The organism is Pseudomonas sp. A-RE-19, assembly GCF_019956555.1.
Classification (GTDB): domain Bacteria; phylum Pseudomonadota; class Gammaproteobacteria; order Pseudomonadales; family Pseudomonadaceae; genus Aquipseudomonas.
Genome location: NZ_JAHBDQ010000022.1, coordinates 16,632 through 32,770 on the forward strand (window position 1 = coordinate 16,632; position 16,139 = coordinate 32,770).

16 protein-coding genes are annotated in these 16,139 nt (G+C 58.8%); 4 read left to right on the top strand and 12 right to left on the bottom strand.

Annotation, left to right across the window (positions count from 1 at the left end):
• Positions 1-134 precede the first annotated feature (134 nt).
• The 3 genes from KGB14_RS15105 (at position 135) to KGB14_RS15115 (ending at position 2,879) form a co-directional block, all read left to right on the top strand.
• Positions 135-824 carry a crotonase/enoyl-CoA hydratase family protein gene (locus tag KGB14_RS15105; RefSeq protein ID WP_223487603.1) on the top strand — a complete coding sequence of 230 codons (690 nt, stop codon included), beginning with the start codon at positions 135-137 and terminating at the stop codon, positions 822-824.
• A gap of 214 nt (positions 825-1,038) precedes the next feature.
• Complete coding sequence (locus tag KGB14_RS15110; RefSeq protein WP_223487604.1) at positions 1,039-1,761, top strand: lysophospholipid acyltransferase family protein; 723 nt, start codon at positions 1,039-1,041, stop codon at positions 1,759-1,761.
• A 146-nt stretch (positions 1,762-1,907) separates the two neighbouring features.
• Positions 1,908-2,879 carry a magnesium and cobalt transport protein CorA gene (locus KGB14_RS15115; RefSeq protein WP_223487605.1) on the top strand — a complete coding sequence of 324 codons (972 nt, stop codon included), beginning with the start codon at positions 1,908-1,910 and terminating at the stop codon, positions 2,877-2,879.
• 92 nt (positions 2,880-2,971) lie between these two features.
• Here the strand turns inward: KGB14_RS15115 and KGB14_RS15120 are convergent, their stop codons facing one another.
• The 3 genes from KGB14_RS15120 to KGB14_RS15130 form a co-directional block, all read right to left on the bottom strand.
• Entirely contained in the window at positions 2,972-3,706 is a 735-nt protein-coding gene (locus KGB14_RS15120) for an amidotransferase (protein WP_223487606.1), read from the bottom strand.
• Between the two features lie 108 nt (positions 3,707-3,814).
• Positions 3,815-5,959, bottom strand: a complete 2,145-nt coding sequence (locus tag KGB14_RS15125; protein ID WP_223487607.1) for a 3-hydroxyacyl-CoA dehydrogenase NAD-binding domain-containing protein — start codon at positions 5,957-5,959, stop codon at positions 3,815-3,817.
• A gap of 38 nt (positions 5,960-5,997) precedes the next feature.
• A complete protein-coding gene (locus tag KGB14_RS15130; protein ID WP_223487608.1) occupies positions 5,998-7,203 on the bottom strand; it encodes an acetyl-CoA C-acetyltransferase in 1,206 nt (401 codons plus the stop codon).
• Between the two features lie 638 nt (positions 7,204-7,841).
• Between KGB14_RS15130 and KGB14_RS15135 the strand changes: the two genes are divergently transcribed.
• Positions 7,842-8,663, top strand: a complete 822-nt coding sequence (locus KGB14_RS15135) for a c-type cytochrome (RefSeq protein ID WP_223487609.1) — start codon at positions 7,842-7,844, stop codon at positions 8,661-8,663.
• 122 nt (positions 8,664-8,785) lie between these two features.
• On the opposite strand, the gene KGB14_RS15140 is transcribed toward KGB14_RS15135, so the two are convergent.
• The 9 genes from KGB14_RS15140 to KGB14_RS15180 all read right to left on the bottom strand — a co-directional run bounded on the left by KGB14_RS15140 (position 8,786) and on the right by KGB14_RS15180 (position 16,088).
• Positions 8,786-9,595, bottom strand: coding sequence for a transglutaminase N-terminal domain-containing protein (locus tag KGB14_RS15140; RefSeq protein WP_223487610.1), 810 nt, complete (start codon positions 9,593-9,595; stop codon positions 8,786-8,788).
• Positions 9,592-10,542 (bottom strand): alpha-E domain-containing protein, encoded by a 951-nt coding sequence (locus tag KGB14_RS15145; protein WP_030131627.1) that lies wholly within the window; start codon positions 10,540-10,542, stop codon positions 9,592-9,594. Before KGB14_RS15145 ends, KGB14_RS15140 begins: the two co-directional genes overlap by 4 nt.
• Positions 10,543-10,554: 12 nt before the next feature.
• Positions 10,555-11,964: a circularly permuted type 2 ATP-grasp protein gene (locus KGB14_RS15150; RefSeq protein WP_223487611.1), complete on the bottom strand. Its 1,410-nt coding sequence runs from the start codon at positions 11,962-11,964 to the stop codon at positions 10,555-10,557.
• A gap of 492 nt (positions 11,965-12,456) precedes the next feature.
• Complete coding sequence (locus tag KGB14_RS15155; RefSeq protein WP_223487612.1) at positions 12,457-12,798, bottom strand: ribonuclease E inhibitor RraB; 342 nt, start codon at positions 12,796-12,798, stop codon at positions 12,457-12,459.
• A 215-nt stretch (positions 12,799-13,013) separates the two neighbouring features.
• A complete protein-coding gene (locus KGB14_RS15160) occupies positions 13,014-13,247 on the bottom strand; it encodes a hypothetical protein (protein WP_038979787.1) in 234 nt (77 codons plus the stop codon).
• A gap of 222 nt (positions 13,248-13,469) precedes the next feature.
• On the bottom strand, positions 13,470-14,345 hold the full coding sequence (gene speE / locus KGB14_RS15165) for a polyamine aminopropyltransferase (protein WP_223487613.1): 876 nt from the start codon (positions 14,343-14,345) through the stop codon (positions 13,470-13,472).
• 266 nt (positions 14,346-14,611) lie between these two features.
• Entirely contained in the window at positions 14,612-14,803 is a 192-nt protein-coding gene (locus KGB14_RS15170) for a PLDc N-terminal domain-containing protein (RefSeq protein WP_223487614.1), read from the bottom strand.
• 84 nt (positions 14,804-14,887) lie between these two features.
• Entirely contained in the window at positions 14,888-15,418 is a 531-nt protein-coding gene (locus tag KGB14_RS15175) for a hypothetical protein (protein WP_008076371.1), read from the bottom strand.
• A gap of 151 nt (positions 15,419-15,569) precedes the next feature.
• Positions 15,570-16,088, bottom strand: a complete 519-nt coding sequence (locus KGB14_RS15180) for an ankyrin repeat domain-containing protein (RefSeq protein ID WP_223487615.1) — start codon at positions 16,086-16,088, stop codon at positions 15,570-15,572.
• Positions 16,089-16,139: the final 51 nt, after the last annotated feature.

A 16,139-nucleotide genomic window follows, 5' to 3' on the forward strand; every position in this document is an offset into this window, starting at 1 on the left:
GGGCAATGCGCGGCGGGCGTGGCGGGTTGCGCCCGGCGGCTGGGAAAAGGGTGACTGACGGGTCAGTCACAGCGCTTTACCTGGCCTACGGCGGTGGGTAACGTCTGCCCTACTTTATTAGAAGGATTGGCGTCATGAGTGAGTTGATTTCCTACCATCTCGAAGACGGTATCGCGACCCTGACCTTGAGCAATGGCAAGGTCAATGCCATCTCGCCAGACGTGATCGTTGCGTTTAACGCTGCGCTGGATCGGGCGGTGGAAGATCGGGCGGTGGTGATCATTACCAGTCAGCCGGGTATTTTTTCGGGTGGTTATGACCTGAAGGTGATGACGGCCGGTCCTAAAGAGGCCATTGCATTGGTAGCCGCCGGTTCGACGCTGGCTCGTCGCCTGCTGTCGCACCCGTTCCCGGTGGTCGTGGCGTGTCCTGGACATGCGGTGGCCAAGGGTGCGTTTATTCTGTTGTCGGCTGACTATCGCATTGGTGTCGACGGCCCGTTCAGCATTGGGCTGAACGAAGTGCAGATCGGCATGACCATGCACCACGCCGGTATCGAGCTGGCGCGTGATCGTCTGCGCAAGTCGGCATTTCATCGCGCGGTGATCAATGCCGAGATGTTCAATCCGCAGAGTGCTGTGGATGCCGGTTTCCTTGATGTGGTGGTGTCGGCCGAAGAGCTGCAAGGCGCGGCGCTGGCGGCGGCTCGTCAGTTGAAGAAGCTCAATATGATCGCCCACAAGAACACCAAGCTGAAAGTGCGCAAGGCGCTGCTGGAGACGCTGGACAACGCGATCATCCTGGATCAGGAGCATATGGGTTAAGCCTGAACGCACTGCACCGAAAAGCCCGACCGTCGTGTCGGGCTTTTTCTTGTGTGTTGGGTTTAAAAACTTACAACCGCTCTAATCCGCGTCTGACCTACAAGTCGGAAACATGCGCTCAAACATCGGCTATCTCCCCCTTCCATAGCGGCAATTGCCGAAAACAGTGCACATCCGTACACTGCGCCACCTTTTGTCCCGGTGGGCCCTTTAAATGCTGTTTGTGTTTCGTATGTTATTGATGGGCTTGCATTTTATTCTGGCCGGCGTGCTTGGGGTGGTCCTCGGTCTATGCCGGCCGTTCAATCCGGACAACAGCCGTTTATGCGCGCGGCTGTATGCGTGGCCGGCGATGTGCATTTTGCGTTTGCGGGTGAAGGCCGACGTCGGGCCGTTGATGGATAAGCCTGACAGCTGCGTGATCATTGCCAATCACCAATCCAACTACGACCTGTTTGTGTTCGGCAACGTGGTGCCCCGCCGCACTGTTTGCATTGGCAAGAAGAGCCTGAAATGGGTGCCGCTGTTCGGGCAGTTGTTCTGGCTGGCCGGCAATGTGTTGATTGACCGCGGCAATGCGCACAAGGCACGCCAGTCGATGCTGACCACCACTCACACCTTGCAGCATCAAGACACTTCGATCTGGGTCTTCCCGGAAGGCACGCGCAACCTCGGCGAAGAGCTGCTGCCATTCAAGAAAGGCGCGTTCCAGATGGCGATAGCCGCGGGCGTGCCGATTGTTCCGGTGTGTGTCAGCAGTTACGTCAAACACATGCGATTGAACCATTGGCGCAGTGGGAAGATTCTGATCCGCTCGCTACCGGCGATTCCTACGGCTGGATTGAATCTGGATGACATGCCCATGCTGATCGCCCAGTGCCGCGAGCAGATGCGCGAGTGCATCGACTCAATGGATCGGCAACTGCATGCCGCCTGAAACAAACCCGCCCTGTGCGGGTTTTCTTTTGCCTGCGAACTCTGCAGATTTTGCTGACTCTGAAGCAGTAGAGAAGGTTAAGCTGAATCCTGCGTGCCACTGCATTCTTGCAAATAAAAAGCGCTAATAAAAAGTGAATCAAAATCATGGGTAGAGTCGTTGCTGCTGCGGTTTACAGCGCCGGTAAGAAAGTCACCAATATCACCCTCGATGAAGGTGCTGCCTGGGCGGCCAAACCCGGCCACTTTGTCTGGATTGGCCTCGAAGAACCAAACGCCCAGGAGCTGTTCAACCTGCAACGCCAGTTCAACCTGCACGAACTGGCCATCGAAGACGCCCTGGAAAAACACAGCCGACCGAAGCTGGAAACCTTCGGCGATGCGCTGTTTATCGTCACGTATTCGCCGATCCGCAATGAAGGCAAACTGGAGTTCATCGAGACTCATATCTTCGCCGGCAAGGGCTACATCATTACCGCCCGTAACGGTCATTCGGCGTCCTACGCCTATGTCCGACAGCGTTGTGAGGCGCGGCCGCTGTTGCTGGAGCATGGGGAAGATTTCGTGCTCTATGCCATCCTCGACTTCGTGATTGAAAACTACCAGCCGATGGGCGAAGCGATCCATGCCGAGATCGATGAGTTGGAGAGCAATGTCATCTGCGGCTCCCTGAACGAGCGCGACATTCAGAAACTCCACGGCCTGCGCCGCGATGTATTGCGCTTGCGCCGGTATGCGGCGCCGATGGTGGAGATCGGTGAAGAATTGCAAAAGCTGAGCTTTCCATTCATCGACAAGAACATGCGCCCGTATTTCCGCGATGTGCAGATTCATGTCACGCGGCAGATGGAAGACCTGACAACCCTGGCGGACATTGCCAGCCAGACCATCGAGGTCGGGGTGTTGCTGGAGGCGTCACGGCAGAGCGTGGTGCAGCGCAAGTTTGCGGCATGGGCGGCGATTCTGGCGTTCCCGACGGCGGTGGCCGGGATTTACGGGATGAACTTCCAGAACATGCCGGAGTTGAGTTGGCATTACGGGTATTTCGCGGTGTTGGGGTTTATTACTGTTGGGTGCGTCGGTTTGTGGGCGAGCTTCAAGCGGTCGGGGTGGTTGTAGTCAAGACCGAGGCGTCTGCAAGATTCGCGGGCAAGCCTCGCTCCTACAGGTACGTCGAAACCTTGTAGGAGCGAGGCTTGCCCGCGAAGCTTTTAAGGCTTGACCGACTCCCCCTCAGGCTTATGCGCCACAAACCGCATCATCCACTCTGCGACGGTAGTGCCGTGATGCTCGTGCTCAAGACTCGCCATACCTTTCGAATAAATCTGCTCGCCCAGCGCTTCCTGACGAATATCCAACAATGCCCGTGAGTAATCGTGAATGAACTCCGGATGCCCCTGGAAGCACAGCACTTGATCGTTGATGTGGTACGCGGCGAACGGGCAGAAATCACTCGAGGCGATGACCGTAGCGTTTTCCGGTAGCGCGGTGACCTGATCCTGGTGGCTGATCAGCAGCGTCAGCTCCTCCCTTACCGGGCTCATCCATGGCGCCTTGGCCGCGAGTTTGTAGTTGTGGGTGCCGACGCCCCAGCCTTGGGTCGCCCGCTCGCTCTTGCCGCCTAACAGCAGCGCCAGCAGTTGATGGCCGAAGCACACGCCCAGCAATTTGTCGCCACGCTCGTAGCGGCTCAGCAGGTACGTCTTGAGGGTTTGAATCCATGGGTCGGTGCCGAAGGAGTCGGCCTTGCTGCCGGTGACCAGATAAGCATCAAAGGTCAGGTCATCGCTGGGATAATCGCCCTGCATCACGTTGTACACGGTGAACTCGGCAGCGATGGGTTGCTGCGAAAACAGACGCTGGAACATCTGCCCGTAACCCTGATATTGATCGACCAGTTCCGGACGCAGGATGTCGGTTTCCAGAATGCAGATGCGTAACGACATAAAAAATACCTGACACGTGATGGGAATAACGCACACCCCAGAGCCTGCCTTGAAACACGGTGGCAAGGCAAGCCCCGGAATGCGTCATTGGTCCCTTAGAACGCCCCCTTAGAACAACGTGTCTTTGGCGGCTTTCTCCAGCAGCAATGCAGGCGGCGTGAAGCGCTCACCGTACTGTTCGGCCAGGTATTGGGCGCGGGCGACGAAGTCTTTCACGCCATACTGATTGATGAATTGCAGCGCACCGCCGGTCCAGGCCGCGAAACCGATACCGAAGATCGAGCCGACGTTGGCATCCGCCGTCGAGGTCAGCACGCCCTCTTCCATACAGCGCACGGTTTCGATGGCTTGGACGAACAGCAGTCGATCACGTATGTCCTGCGGTGAAATCTGACCATCGGCTTTCTCGAATCGGGCTTTCAACTCTGGCCACAAATGCTTCTGCCCTGCGGCCGGGTAATCGTAGAAACCACCTCCAGCGGCCTTGCCCGGACGCTTGTATTCCTTGAGCAGCAAGTCAATCACGGCGAACGCCGGGTGCTCAATCAGGGTTTTCCCTTCCGCTCGCAGGTCTTTGCCGGTTTGCTCGCGGATATGGCTCATGAGGCTGAGGGAAACTTCGTCGGAGATCGCCAGAGGCCCGACGGGCATGCCAGCCTTGCGCGCTTCGGTCTCGATCATCGGTGCGCTCACACCTTCACCCAGCATGGCGATGCCTTCGTTGGTGAAGGTGCCGAACACCCGCGAGGTAAAGAAGCCACGACTGTCGTTGACCACAATCGGGGTTTTCTTGATTTGCAGGACGAAATCGAACCCGCGAGCCAGGGTTTCGTCGCTGGTATGGGCGCCTTTGATGATTTCCACCAGCGGCATTTTCTCCACGGGACTGAAGAAATGCAGGCCGATGAATTTCGTCTGGTCCGGCACGGCGGTGGCCAGGCCACTGATCGGCAAGGTCGAGGTATTGGAGGCGATGACCGCGTCCGGGCCGACGACAGTTTGCGCGGCTGATGAGACCTTGGCCTTCAGTTCACGATCTTCAAACACCGCTTCAATGATCAAATCGCAACCGGCCAGGTCCGCATCGTTCTCGGTGCCATGGATTCGCGCCAAAACCTCCTCGCGCTGCTCCCGAGTTAACTGACCACGCGCAACCTTCTTGTCCAGCAACGCCGCCGAGTGGGCCTTGCCCTTCTCTGCCGCGGCGAGGTTGATGTCTTTGAGCACCACGTCGATGCCGGCCAAGGCGCTGACAAACGCGATGCCCGCGCCCATCATCCCGGCGCCGAGCACGCCGACTTTTTTTGTCACGCAAGGCGCGATGCCTTGGGGCCGCGAGCCGCCGGCATTGATCTCATTGAGCTGGAACCAGAACGTGCCGATGAGGTTTTTCGCCACCTGGCCGGTGGTCAACTCGGTGAAGTAGCGGGTTTCGATCAGCTGCGCTGTATCAAAATCCACTTGAGCGCCCTCCACGGCGGCGCAGAGGATTTTCTCCGGCGCCGGCAGGCAGCCCTGGGTTTTGCTGCGCAGGATCGACGGTGTGATGGCCAGCATCGGCGTGACTTTCGGATCCGACGGCGTGCCGCCAGGGATCTGATAACCCTTCACATCCCAGCGCTGCACAGCGACCGGGTGAGCGACAATCCACGCCCGCGCCTTGGCCATCAGCTCGTCGCGATCGGCTGCCAACTCGTCGATCAACCGCGCCTGCAACGCCTGTTGCGGACGGATTTTCTTGCCTTCAAGCAGATACGGCAGGGCTTTTTCAATGCCCAGCATGCGGACCATGCGCACCACCCCGCCGCCGCCCGGCAACAGGCCGAGGGTGACTTCCGGCAGGCCAAGCAGCACCGACGGATTGTCCAGCGCCACGCGATGATGACAGGCCAGGCATATTTCCCAACCGCCACCGAGCGCCGCACCATTGATGGCGGCGACCACCGGTTTGCCAAGGGTTTCCAGGGTGCGCAGTTGGCCCTTGAGGGTCAGCACCATGTCGTAAAAGATTTTGGCTTCGGGTTTGCCGACCTTGATCAGTTCGTTGAGGTCGCCGCCAGCGAAGAAGGTTTTCTTGGCCGAGGTGATGATGATGCCGGCAATGGCCTCCTTGTCGGCGACCAGTCGCTCGACACAGGTGGCCATCGCTTCGCGGTAGTCCGAGTTCATGGTGTTGGCGCTCTGGCCCGGCATGTCGATGGTCAGGACAACGATCTGGTCCTGACCTGTTTCGTAACGGATGGCTTGTGTCATGGCAATTTTCCTTGAGTCGGATTTTCTTAAAGTCAGGCTCAGAGGCGTTCGATGATGGTGGCAATGCCCATGCCGCCGCCGACACACAATGTCGCCAGGCCATAGCGCAGGCGCCGGGTTTCCAGTTCATCGAGCAGCGTGCCGAGAATCGCGCAGCCAGTGGCGCCGAGCGGGTGGCCCATGGCGATGGAGCCGCCGTTGACGTTGACCTTGTCGGGGTCGATGGCCATGTCCTTGATGAACTTGAGCACGACCGAGGCGAACGCTTCGTTGACTTCGAACAGGTCGATGTCTTCGACCCGCAGCCCGGCCTTGGCCAGTGCCTTGCGGGTGGCCGGCGCGGGGCCGGTGAGCATGATGGTCGGGTCGGTGCTGGTGACCGCCGTGGCGACGATTCGCGCCCGTGGCAGCAGGCCCAGCGCCCGGCCCTTCGCTTCGGAGCCGATCAACATCAGCGCCGCGCCATCGACGATCCCGGAACTGTTGCCCGGCGTGTGAACGTGGTTGATCCGCTCCACCTGGCTGTAAACCCGCAATGCCGTGGCGTCGAAGCCCATTTGCCCGATTATTTCGAAGCTCGGCTTGAGCTTGGCCAAACCTTCCATCGTCGATTCGGCGCGAATGAATTCATCGTGGTCGAGCAGAATGATGCCGTTCTGGTCTTGCACCGGCACCAACGACTTGTTGAACGAACCGTCCGCCCGTGCCCGCGCCGCCTTCTGTTGGGAGCACAACGCGAAGGCATCGACGTCCTGACGGCTGAAACCTTCAATCGTGGCGATCAGGTCGGCACCCACGCCCTGGGGCGTGAAATGGCTGTGCAAGTTGGTTTCCGGGTCCAGCGCCCAGGCGCCGCCGTCGCTGCCCATGGCCACGCGGGACATCGACTCGACGCCACCGACCACCACCAGGTCTTCGAAGCCGGAACGCACTTTCATCGCACCGAGGTTCACCGCCTCCAGCCCTGATGCGCAGAAGCGATTGAGCTGCATGCCGGCCACGCTGACGTCCCAATCGGCCACCTGCGTGGCAGTCTTGGCGATGTCGGAGCCCTGATCGCCGATGGGCGTCACGCAGCCGAGCACCACGTCATCGACCTGACTGGTGTCGAGGGATGTACGCCGCTGCAACGCCGTCAGCAGCCCGGCCACCAGGGTCACTGGCTTGACACTGTGCAAGGCGCCATTGGCTTTGCCTTTGCCGCGGGGCGTGCGCAACGCGTCGAATATCAAAGCTTGGGTCATGACGTCCTCGAAACCTGATGGTGAATGAAGATCAAAAGATCGCAGCCTTCGGCAGCTCCAACGGAGAGCCCGTGAGCCTGATCTTTATGCACTCACCTTATGCCGGGCAGCCGTGGATTCAATGACCGCAGTGCTCATTGGCGTTGACGGTCACGCTCAGACGAACGGTAGTCTGCTACCGGATTAACCGATTCAGGTCACCGAGCTGTCTAGCCAACGGGCGCCCAAGAAGCTGGCCATAGGCCTCATGTCTTTTTAAAAGCGATGGTCGCTAAATACATACGAAAGGGATCTAAGCCAAGCGTGACGCGGGCCCTAAGGTAAACCTGTACGAAGTTGTCGTCGGGTTTTGCCGAGGCACTCGTCCTACAGGGAAGTACAGCGCTCTGCCGTCATGGAGATATGCAGGCAGGCATCAGGAAATAACAAAAAAGGCGGTCAGCCATGTTCAAGCATTCGAAAATTCGTCAAGCCGGGCTCATTCTATTCGCCACTACACTGCTGCTGATTTTGCCGAACCTGACCAAGGTGATTGGCTGATCGAGCATCAGGGGGTTTATTTCGCCTGATTAAAAAGTGTGACTGGCTCGCTATCCGGGCCAGCGTGACTGTGCCAACCTTTGCGGCACTTCCACGACATGGACGGCAATCACTTGAAAGCGCTCATTCTATTGGGGGCCTTGCTGCTCAGCACGCCTCTGTCTGCCGCACAGCTCAATCTTGCGCTGGGCGCGAGCTCCCGCACCTGGCAAACCGAGGAATTGCTCAAGCATCCTCAGGTTCAGACCATCACGATCACTAACGACGTTTCCTACAAACGGGACATGAGCTATCGCGCTGTGCCGTTGGCGGCGTTGTTGACGGGCGTCAAGCCTGACGATCATCTGCAAGCTGTTGCCCTGGACGGTTTTGCCGCCGAGCTGGCTGCCGCGCCGCTGCTCAACACCCAAGGGGCGCGGGCCTGGCTGGCGATTGAAGACCCGGCCCAGCCGTGGCCGCCGTTGTCAGAGGGCAAGCACAGTGCGGGGCCGTTTTATCTGGTCTGGACCGATCCGCAGGCAGGCAATATCAGCCCCGAGCAATGGCCCTTCGAAGTCGCCAGCATCAAGCGCATGGCCCCGGTGGCCGAGCGCTTCCCTGCCCTGTTGCCCGATCCTGCGCTGAAGGCGGACGATCCGGTGAACAAGGGTTTTGCGCTGTTTCAGAAAAACTGCCTGGCCTGTCATCGATTGAATGGCGCGGGGGATGCGCAGTTCGGGCCAGACCTGAATATTCCGTTCAACCCGACCGAGTATTTCGGCGCGGACTTCCTCAAGCGCTACATTCGTGATCCGCAGAGCCTGCGTCAGTGGCCGCAGGCGAAGATGCCGGCGTTCGCGACGACGGTGTTGCCGGAGGGGGATCTGGAGTTGTTGGTGGGGTATTTGAAACATATGGCGGGACGGAAGGTGCAACCCTGACACCAATCCCCTTGTGGGAGCGAGCCTGCTCGCGATAGCGGATGTTCAGTCAGTAAATCTGTAGCTGACACACCGCTATCGCGAGCAGGCTCGCTCCCACAGGGGATTTGTGAAATCCCGGATTACTGCTGTTGCACTGAGATCACCGGCGCTGGCGTCGGCGAAACAAACACCTTCGCATGCATCTGCTCGCACCCACCGCCACGGCGCATGCCGCGCACCGGGCAGGCGTCGAGGTAGTCCAGGCCCACGGCCAGTTTCAAGTGACGTTCAGGGCGGGCCAGTTCGTTGGTCACGTCGAAGCTGTACCAGGCGTCATCCAGCCAGGCTTCAGCCCAGGCGTGACTGGCCAGGTGTTCGCTGTTTTCGCTGTACAGATACCCCGACACATACCGTGATGGAATGCCCAGGCTGCGGGCGCAGGCGAGAAACGCATGGGTGTGGTCCTGGCAGACCCCGGAACGCCCGGCGAAAGCTTGCGCGGCGCTGGTCTCCACTTCGGTGGAGCCCGGCGTGTAGGTCATGTGCTGGTTCAGGCCATGCATCAAATCAATCAGCGCCGTGCGATCCCGGCGTTGTTTACAGGCCTTTTCGGCAAACGCACGCAGGGCTTCGTCGGCTTCGGTCAGGCGCGTGAAGCGCAGGAACGGCAGCGCCGACTGGCTTTCATGCTCGGCTTCGCGCAGCTCATCGATGTCCACCTGCCCTCGGGCGCCGATGATGATTGCTTCGTGAGGTTCATCCAGGGTCAGCACATGCAGAATGTTGCCGAACGGATCGAGTTGCGCGCGCACCGGGCGTGGCAAATCGAGCTGCCAGCTGAGCACGTGCTGGCGTTCGCTGTCGTGGGGGGTCAGTCGCAGGTACTGGATGCTCGCCCGCACCTGATCTTCGTAGTGATAGGTGGTCTCGTGGCTAATGGAAAGTCTCATGCAGCCTCCAGGTAGGAACTGTGTATGGCGTTGCCCAACTGGCGCACCAGCGGGATGAACTCGGTCAGCCAGGCGTGCAGGCCTTCGTCGAGGATTTCGTTGATGCCGGTGTAGCGCAGGCGCGCGTCCATTTCTGCCGCCAAACGCTGGGCAGGACGACCGTTGGCCCCCGGTAACTGGGCGAGGATCTGGTCGATTTCTTCGGTGCAGGCCCGCAGGGAGCGCGGCACGTCGGCGCGTAGCAGCAACAGCTCGGCCACATGCCGGGCACCTGGCGCGTCGCGGTAGATCTCGGTGTAAGCCTCGAACGACGACAAAGCCCGCAGCAACGCGCTCCACTGGTAGTAGGCGTGAGCCGTGCCGTCGCTGACCGCTTCGGCCTGATCGCCGGCCATTTCGTAACGGGCGTCGAGCAGGCGCAACGTGTTGTCAGCCCTTTCGATAAAGGTGCCCAGACGAATGAACCGGAACGCGTCGTTACGCATGATCGTGCCGTAGGACGCTCCGCGAAACAGGTGGGAACGTTCCTTGATCCACTCACAGAAACGGCTCATGCCATAACGACTCAAGCCCTGTTCGGCGATCCCGCGAATTTCCAGCCAGGTGGAGTTGATGTTTTCCCACATGTCGGCGGTGATTCGCCCACGCACCGCGTGGGCGCTGGCTCGCGCGGCACCCAGGCAGCTGTAGATGCTCGCCGGGTTGGCCGCATCCAAAGCGAAGAAATGCAGCAGCCGTTCGGCATGCAGATCGCCGTGACGCTCCAGGTAATCGTCCAGGGTGCCGGTAATCAGCAATGGCATGGCGAGTTCGTGCAAGCCATCGCCACGACCGTCCTGAGGCATCAGTGAAAGCGAATAACTGATGTCGAGCATCCGTGCGAGGTTTTCCGCCCGCTCCAGGTAACGCGACATCCAATACAAATCCGAGGCAGTTCTACTTAACATGGCAGGCTTCCTTCAATCCTCTACCACCCAGGTGTCCTTGGTTCCGCCGCCCTGGGAGGAATTCACCACCAGGGAGCCTTCGCGCAAGGCGACACGGGTCAAACCGCCGGGCACAACCCGGGTTTCGCGGCCAGACAATACAAACGGACGCAGGTCGATGTGGCGTGGAGCGATGCCGTTTTCGACAAAGGTCGGACAGGTCGACAGGGACAACGTCGGCTGGGCGATGTACGCGTGGGGCTTGGCTTTGATCCGCTCGCGGAAAGACTCGATTTCCGCCGCCGTCGCCGCTGGCCCCACCAGCATTCCGTAACCGCCGGAGCCCTGGGTTTCCTTGACCACCAGCTCTGGAAGATTGGCCAGCACGTGGGACAGTTCAGAGGGATTTCGACACTGCCACGTCGGCACGTTCTTCAGAATCGGCTCTTCATCCAGATAGAAACGAATCATGTCCGTGACGAAGGGATATACCGACTTATCGTCCGCGACCCCGGTACCGATGGCATTCGCCAGCACCACGTTGCCGGAACGGTAGGACGACAACAGCCCTGGAACGCCGAGCATCGAGTCCGGGTTGAACGCCAGCGGATCGAGGAAGGCATCGTCGAGGCGACGGTAGATCACATCGACCGCTTTCGGCCCGTCGGTGGTGCGCATGAACACCTTGTCGTCACGCACGAACAGGTCCGCGCCTTCCACCAGTTCAACGCCCATTTCCCGGGCCAGAAACGCATGCTCGAAAAACGCGCTGTTGAAGCGCCCCGGCGTCAGCACTACCACGCTCGGGTTATCGATCGGGCTGGAGCTTTTCAGGGTGTCGAGCAACAGGTTCGGATAGTGGTCGATCGGTGCGATGCGTTGGGCCGAGAACAACTCGGGGAACAGACGCATCATCATCTTGCGGTCTTCGAGCATGTAGCTCACACCGCTGGGGGTACGAAGATTGTCTTCGAGCACGTAGTACGTGCCGTCGCCATCGCGCACCAGGTCGACACCGGAAATGTGCGAATAGATATCGCGGTGCAGATCCAGCCCTTGCATCGCCAACTGATATTGCTCGTTGGCCAGCACTTGCTCGGCCGGGATGATGCCGGCCTTGATGATGCGCTGCTCGTGATAGAGGTCGGCAAGGAACATGTTCAATGCCTTGACCCGCTGAATGCAGCCGCGCTCGACCACCCGCCATTCACTGGCGGGGATACTGCGGGGAATGGTATCGAAGGGAATCAGGCGCTCTGTCCCTTGCTCATCACCATAGAGCGTGAATGTAATCCCGGCACGATGAAATAACAGATCGGCCTCGCGTCGCCGTTGTGCCAAAAGCTCGTCAGGCGTTTCGGCCAGCCAACGGGCAAACTCCCGATAATGCGGGCGGACCTGGCCGCCGGCATCGTACATCTCATCAAAATAGGTGCGGATCATGCCGTACTCCTTGTCACCCGGACTTCCAAGCCTTCGCAAGGCCCGTGCCATCGGCATAAACGCTTTGATATCAATCAGTTGGATAATGGCGCTGCACACACCGCACCAATCCTGTGCGGTAAATGCCCCAACCTGATCGCCCCCGCTTCATGGCGAAGCAATGCTGTCGCCTATCTGCAGCATAGTCAGAGTTGATTTCACTGCTCGGGGAGCGATGCGGATAATTCGCTCATTCGCTGAAAAACTTATTGTTCTTCCCTCTTAGCCGCCTGTTCAGGCGGCTTTTTTTGCGTTTTTGAAACGTTATGAATCAAAAACACGATCAAGAGATCGCAGCCTCGTTTCACTCGACAGCTCCTACAGAGAACGCATTCCAATGTAGGAGCTGTCGAGTGAAACGAGGCTGCGATCTTTTGGCTTTTTCAAACCGCGAAAACGAAAACGGCCGACCCAAAGGTCAGCCGTTGCTGAGTGTTGTCACTGTTCATAAGGTTATGCGAGTAGCCCTCGTATCTCCTGCTTGACGCCCCATCCTTCGATGATGCCGCCCAGAGGCTCGACCACCGCCTCGAAATCCTGCTCAAAGTCACCGATGCCGTCGTAGGTGGCGTACATCACTTTGCTCAGTTCCAGATGCCACGCGCCGTCGTCGCGCACGCTGATCTGGGCATTCAAGGATTCACCACTGAAATGACCTGCCGCCCTGCGTGCCCGCTCCTCGTCCGGGAAAATGGCGTAGAACTCGATGGGATGGAATCGTGAAAAGTCAAAACCGCCTTCTTTCATGCGGCGCAGCACACTGCTGCTGATGTCTTCTTGATAGGCTGTGCTCATGAAACGTCCCCCTCAGACTGATGGATAGACTTTCCGTATTCCCTGCACTTTCAACCGATTGGTGAAAGCGATACGGCAACAGAGGTTGCCGACGGGAAACAAGCATGTAGCTGACAAGACCAGACCTTAGCGAGTCATTCGCTGATCTCGCTTGCAGAGTAGCCGCAAGATAGAGCTGCTGCCAAGGCCTGGGTGTGAATGTGACAAGAGGTGTATCAGATCGGGGTAATACTGATGATTTCAATGCTGTTCTGGGATTTCAGACTTTTGACGGTCGGATCATCGGTACGCCCCTCCAGATCATTGAGATCCAGTTCGGCAGCGACCGGCAGGCACCGGGCGCGAATGAGTTTGGCGGCTTGCTCGCTGTTCGGGCATTCCTCGCACTCGAAGAGTTCGTCCACTGTTTCACCATGATCATCCACGAAAGTGATTTTCCACTTTTGCATCGGTGCCTCCTCGAACAAACCCATGGATGGGCTTACTTCTATCTGGACTTTTGACCGGAGCGATCGTTCAAACGGATTACCGCGTGGTGGCATGAAAAAAACACGGAAACCTGTGTAGGAGCGAAGCTTGCTCACGAACGCGGTGTATCAGTTGACATGTGTATTGACTGATACACCGCGTTCGCGAGCAAGCTTCGCTCCTACAGGGGTTATACGTAAATTTTAGTCGTTGCTTGGCTTGTTGACTGCTTGCAGCACGTATTGCGGCAAGGCGAAGGCACCGATGTGGATTTCCGGGTTGTAGTAGCGGGTGATGATGCCGCTGCCGGCGAACCGCTGTTGCAGGGTTTCGCGGGACAATTTGCGATAGGCGGTATTGGTCGCGCCCCAGGCGAAGGTCATCGCGCCGCCGATATAGGTCGGCACGGCCGCCTGATAGAAGTGCCAGTCCGGGAACAGGCTGCGCAGACGGCCGGCGGTGGTTTTGACTTCTTCGATTTGCATGAACGGGGTGCCGTTCTGGGTCACCAGAATGCCGCCTTCGTTCAGGCAGCGACGGCAAGCCTGGTAGAAGTTTTCGGAGAACAGCACTTCGCCCGGGCCGATCGGATCGGTGGAGTCGGAAATGATCACGTCGAACTTTTCGGTGGTGGTGGCGACGAAGCGCATGCCGTCGTCGATCACCAGGTTCAGGCGTGGGTCATCGAACGCACCCTTGGAGTGGTTCGGCAGGAATTCCTTGCACATATCGACCACGGTGCCGTCGATCTCGACCATGGTGATGTGCTCGATGCCGCGGTGCTTGGCCACTTCACGCAGCATGCCGCCGTCGCCGCCGCCGATGATCAGCACGCGCTTGGCGGTGCCATGGGCGAGGATCGGCACGTGGGTGAGCATTTCGTGGTAGATGAACTCGTCCGCTTCGGTGGTCTGGATCACGCCGTCCAGCGCCATTACCCGGCCCATGCGCGGGTTTTCGAAAATCACCAGGTGCTGGTGCTCGGTGCGCACTTCATGCAGCAGTTTTTCCATGCGAAAACGCTGGCCATAGCCTTCGTAGAGGGTTTCCAGGTACTCGCTGGCTGGGGGATTGCTCATGGGAAGTGCTCCGTGAATGCGGATGGCAACGGACGGTTACCCGCCCATGATGGTCAATCGATCGCCTTGATTGACCGGGAAAGGCGCGCATTCTACGTCGCGGAATATGACAGGTCGAACCTTCGTCATTGAAGTACACGCAGAACAATGTGGGAGCGAGCCTGCTCGCGATGACGGCGGCACCTTCAGCATCAATGTTGCAGACAGATCGCTATCGCGAGCAGGCTCGCTCCCACAAGGGAAATGCGTTGTGCCTGAGGAGGCAGTCAGATCCGCACGTTGCCTCGTGGCCCGGCGATGGCCCAGATGATCAGGCCCAGCACCGGCAGCAGGAGGATCAACAGCACCCAGAGGATTTTCATCCCGGTTTCGGCGCCACTTTTAAGCACGTTGATGATGGCCCAGATATCCAGGGCAAGAATAATCAGACCGACCAGGCTGTTGAACGTGGAACCCATGGTGACGCTCCCGAAGAGAGTGGTATGCCCTCTTAGGATAGTCGGGCCTTGCGAGGGTTCCGTTTTATTACCCGCGTTGCGGCTTCAGACGTGGATCGCCACTTTCAGGGCTTCCAGGGAGGGCGCGGCGGCAATGCCGACTTCGGCGCACAACTCAAGCACCCGTGGCACGTCGTTACCGTAGACCAGCACCACTTGCAGCTCGTCGTCGAGCAACTGGCTGAAGTTCATCAGCGTGTAACCGCCGTTTTCCTTGTTCATGCTGCTCATCTGCACCTGAATACGGTTGAGCGCCGTCAGGGCTTCGGTCTTGGCCAGTTGCTTGGGCTTGATGTTGAAATCGACGCCGGGGCCGAACGAAGCGACGATCTGGGCGAACAGGTCCATGTAGGTGTCAGCCTGGAACAGCACGGTTTCCGGCAGACTGCCGACGACCACCCACTCACCCAACGGGATCGGGAAGGTGTCGTCGTAGTTGATGTCCGGATTGGCCGTCAGAAAAGCCTCGGGGTCGGCGTAGGCCTGAGCCGCTTCGTCGGCGACTTTCAGGATTTCGTCATCGCTCATGCACCCGGAGCTGATTTTGCTGATGAGTTCGACGAGTGCGGCTTTCATGAGGTGGATCCTGTAGCGAGGGAGATTTGAGGGCGCGAAGGATAACGCAGGTTAAGCGTGAAGACGAAAAGATCGCAGCCTTCGGCAGCTCCTACATTGGCATGACGTGCGCTCTGTAGGAGCTGCCGAAGGCTGCGATCTTTTAATGTGATCAGTCGAGCAATTTCTGCAGCTGAGCCGTGGTATCCACCGCGCCCATGGTTTTGGCCGCGTCCAGCGCAGACACCCCGTTGGCATCCTTGGCTTTCGGATCGGCGCCTTTGCTGATCAGGTAGTCGACGATTTCGACGCGGTTGAACATCGCCGCCATCATCAGCGCAGTACGACCGTCGAAGGACGAACCTTCCACTTGCGCGCCACCTTCCACCAACGCCTTGACTACCGCCAAGTCGCCCTTGAACGCCGCGCCGGCAATCGGGCTCTGGCCATTGTCGTTGCGGATTTCCGGGTCAGCCTTGTGCTCGAGCAGGACTTTTACCGTGTCGACATGGCCGTGGTACGCGGCGAGCATCAGCAGAGTGTCGCCCTTGTGGTTACGCAGGTTCGGCGGCAAGCCCTTGGTCAGCAGCGCAGCCATCATGGCCGCATCGCCCTCGCGCGCTTTGTTGAACACCTGTTCGGCAAATTCAGCAGCCTCTTCGGGCGTCATCTGGCGGCTTTTGTCTGACATTGGGGACTCCACATTCGGTCAATCGGAAAGCCGATAGTTTCCCGAGCGCTC

What these genes read in the sequence shown, in the direction of transcription:
- KGB14_RS15105 (WP_223487603.1), top strand. Translation starts at nt 135, where the DNA reads ATGAGTGAGTTGATTTCCTACCATCTCGAAGACGGTATCGCGACCCTG.
- KGB14_RS15110 (WP_223487604.1), top strand. Translation starts at nt 1,039, where the DNA reads ATGCTGTTTGTGTTTCGTATGTTATTGATGGGCTTGCATTTTATTCTG.
- KGB14_RS15115 (WP_223487605.1), top strand. Translation starts at nt 1,908, where the DNA reads ATGGGTAGAGTCGTTGCTGCTGCGGTTTACAGCGCCGGTAAGAAAGTC.
- KGB14_RS15120 (WP_223487606.1), bottom strand. Translation starts at nt 3,706, where the DNA reads ATGTCGTTACGCATCTGCATTCTGGAAACCGACATCCTGCGTCCGGAA.
- KGB14_RS15125 (WP_223487607.1), bottom strand. Translation starts at nt 5,959, where the DNA reads ATGACACAAGCCATCCGTTACGAAACAGGTCAGGACCAGATCGTTGTC.
- KGB14_RS15130 (WP_223487608.1), bottom strand. Translation starts at nt 7,203, where the DNA reads ATGACCCAAGCTTTGATATTCGACGCGTTGCGCACGCCCCGCGGCAAA.
- KGB14_RS15135 (WP_223487609.1), top strand. Translation starts at nt 7,842, where the DNA reads ATGGACGGCAATCACTTGAAAGCGCTCATTCTATTGGGGGCCTTGCTG.
- KGB14_RS15140 (WP_223487610.1), bottom strand. Translation starts at nt 9,595, where the DNA reads ATGAGACTTTCCATTAGCCACGAGACCACCTATCACTACGAAGATCAG.
- KGB14_RS15145 (WP_030131627.1), bottom strand. Translation starts at nt 10,542, where the DNA reads ATGTTAAGTAGAACTGCCTCGGATTTGTATTGGATGTCGCGTTACCTG.
- KGB14_RS15150 (WP_223487611.1), bottom strand. Translation starts at nt 11,964, where the DNA reads ATGATCCGCACCTATTTTGATGAGATGTACGATGCCGGCGGCCAGGTC.
- KGB14_RS15155 (WP_223487612.1), bottom strand. Translation starts at nt 12,798, where the DNA reads ATGAGCACAGCCTATCAAGAAGACATCAGCAGCAGTGTGCTGCGCCGC.
- KGB14_RS15160 (WP_038979787.1), bottom strand. Translation starts at nt 13,247, where the DNA reads ATGCAAAAGTGGAAAATCACTTTCGTGGATGATCATGGTGAAACAGTG.
- speE (WP_223487613.1), bottom strand. Translation starts at nt 14,345, where the DNA reads ATGAGCAATCCCCCAGCCAGCGAGTACCTGGAAACCCTCTACGAAGGC.
- KGB14_RS15170 (WP_223487614.1), bottom strand. Translation starts at nt 14,803, where the DNA reads ATGGGTTCCACGTTCAACAGCCTGGTCGGTCTGATTATTCTTGCCCTG.
- KGB14_RS15175 (WP_008076371.1), bottom strand. Translation starts at nt 15,418, where the DNA reads ATGAAAGCCGCACTCGTCGAACTCATCAGCAAAATCAGCTCCGGGTGC.
- KGB14_RS15180 (WP_223487615.1), bottom strand. Translation starts at nt 16,088, where the DNA reads ATGTCAGACAAAAGCCGCCAGATGACGCCCGAAGAGGCTGCTGAATTT.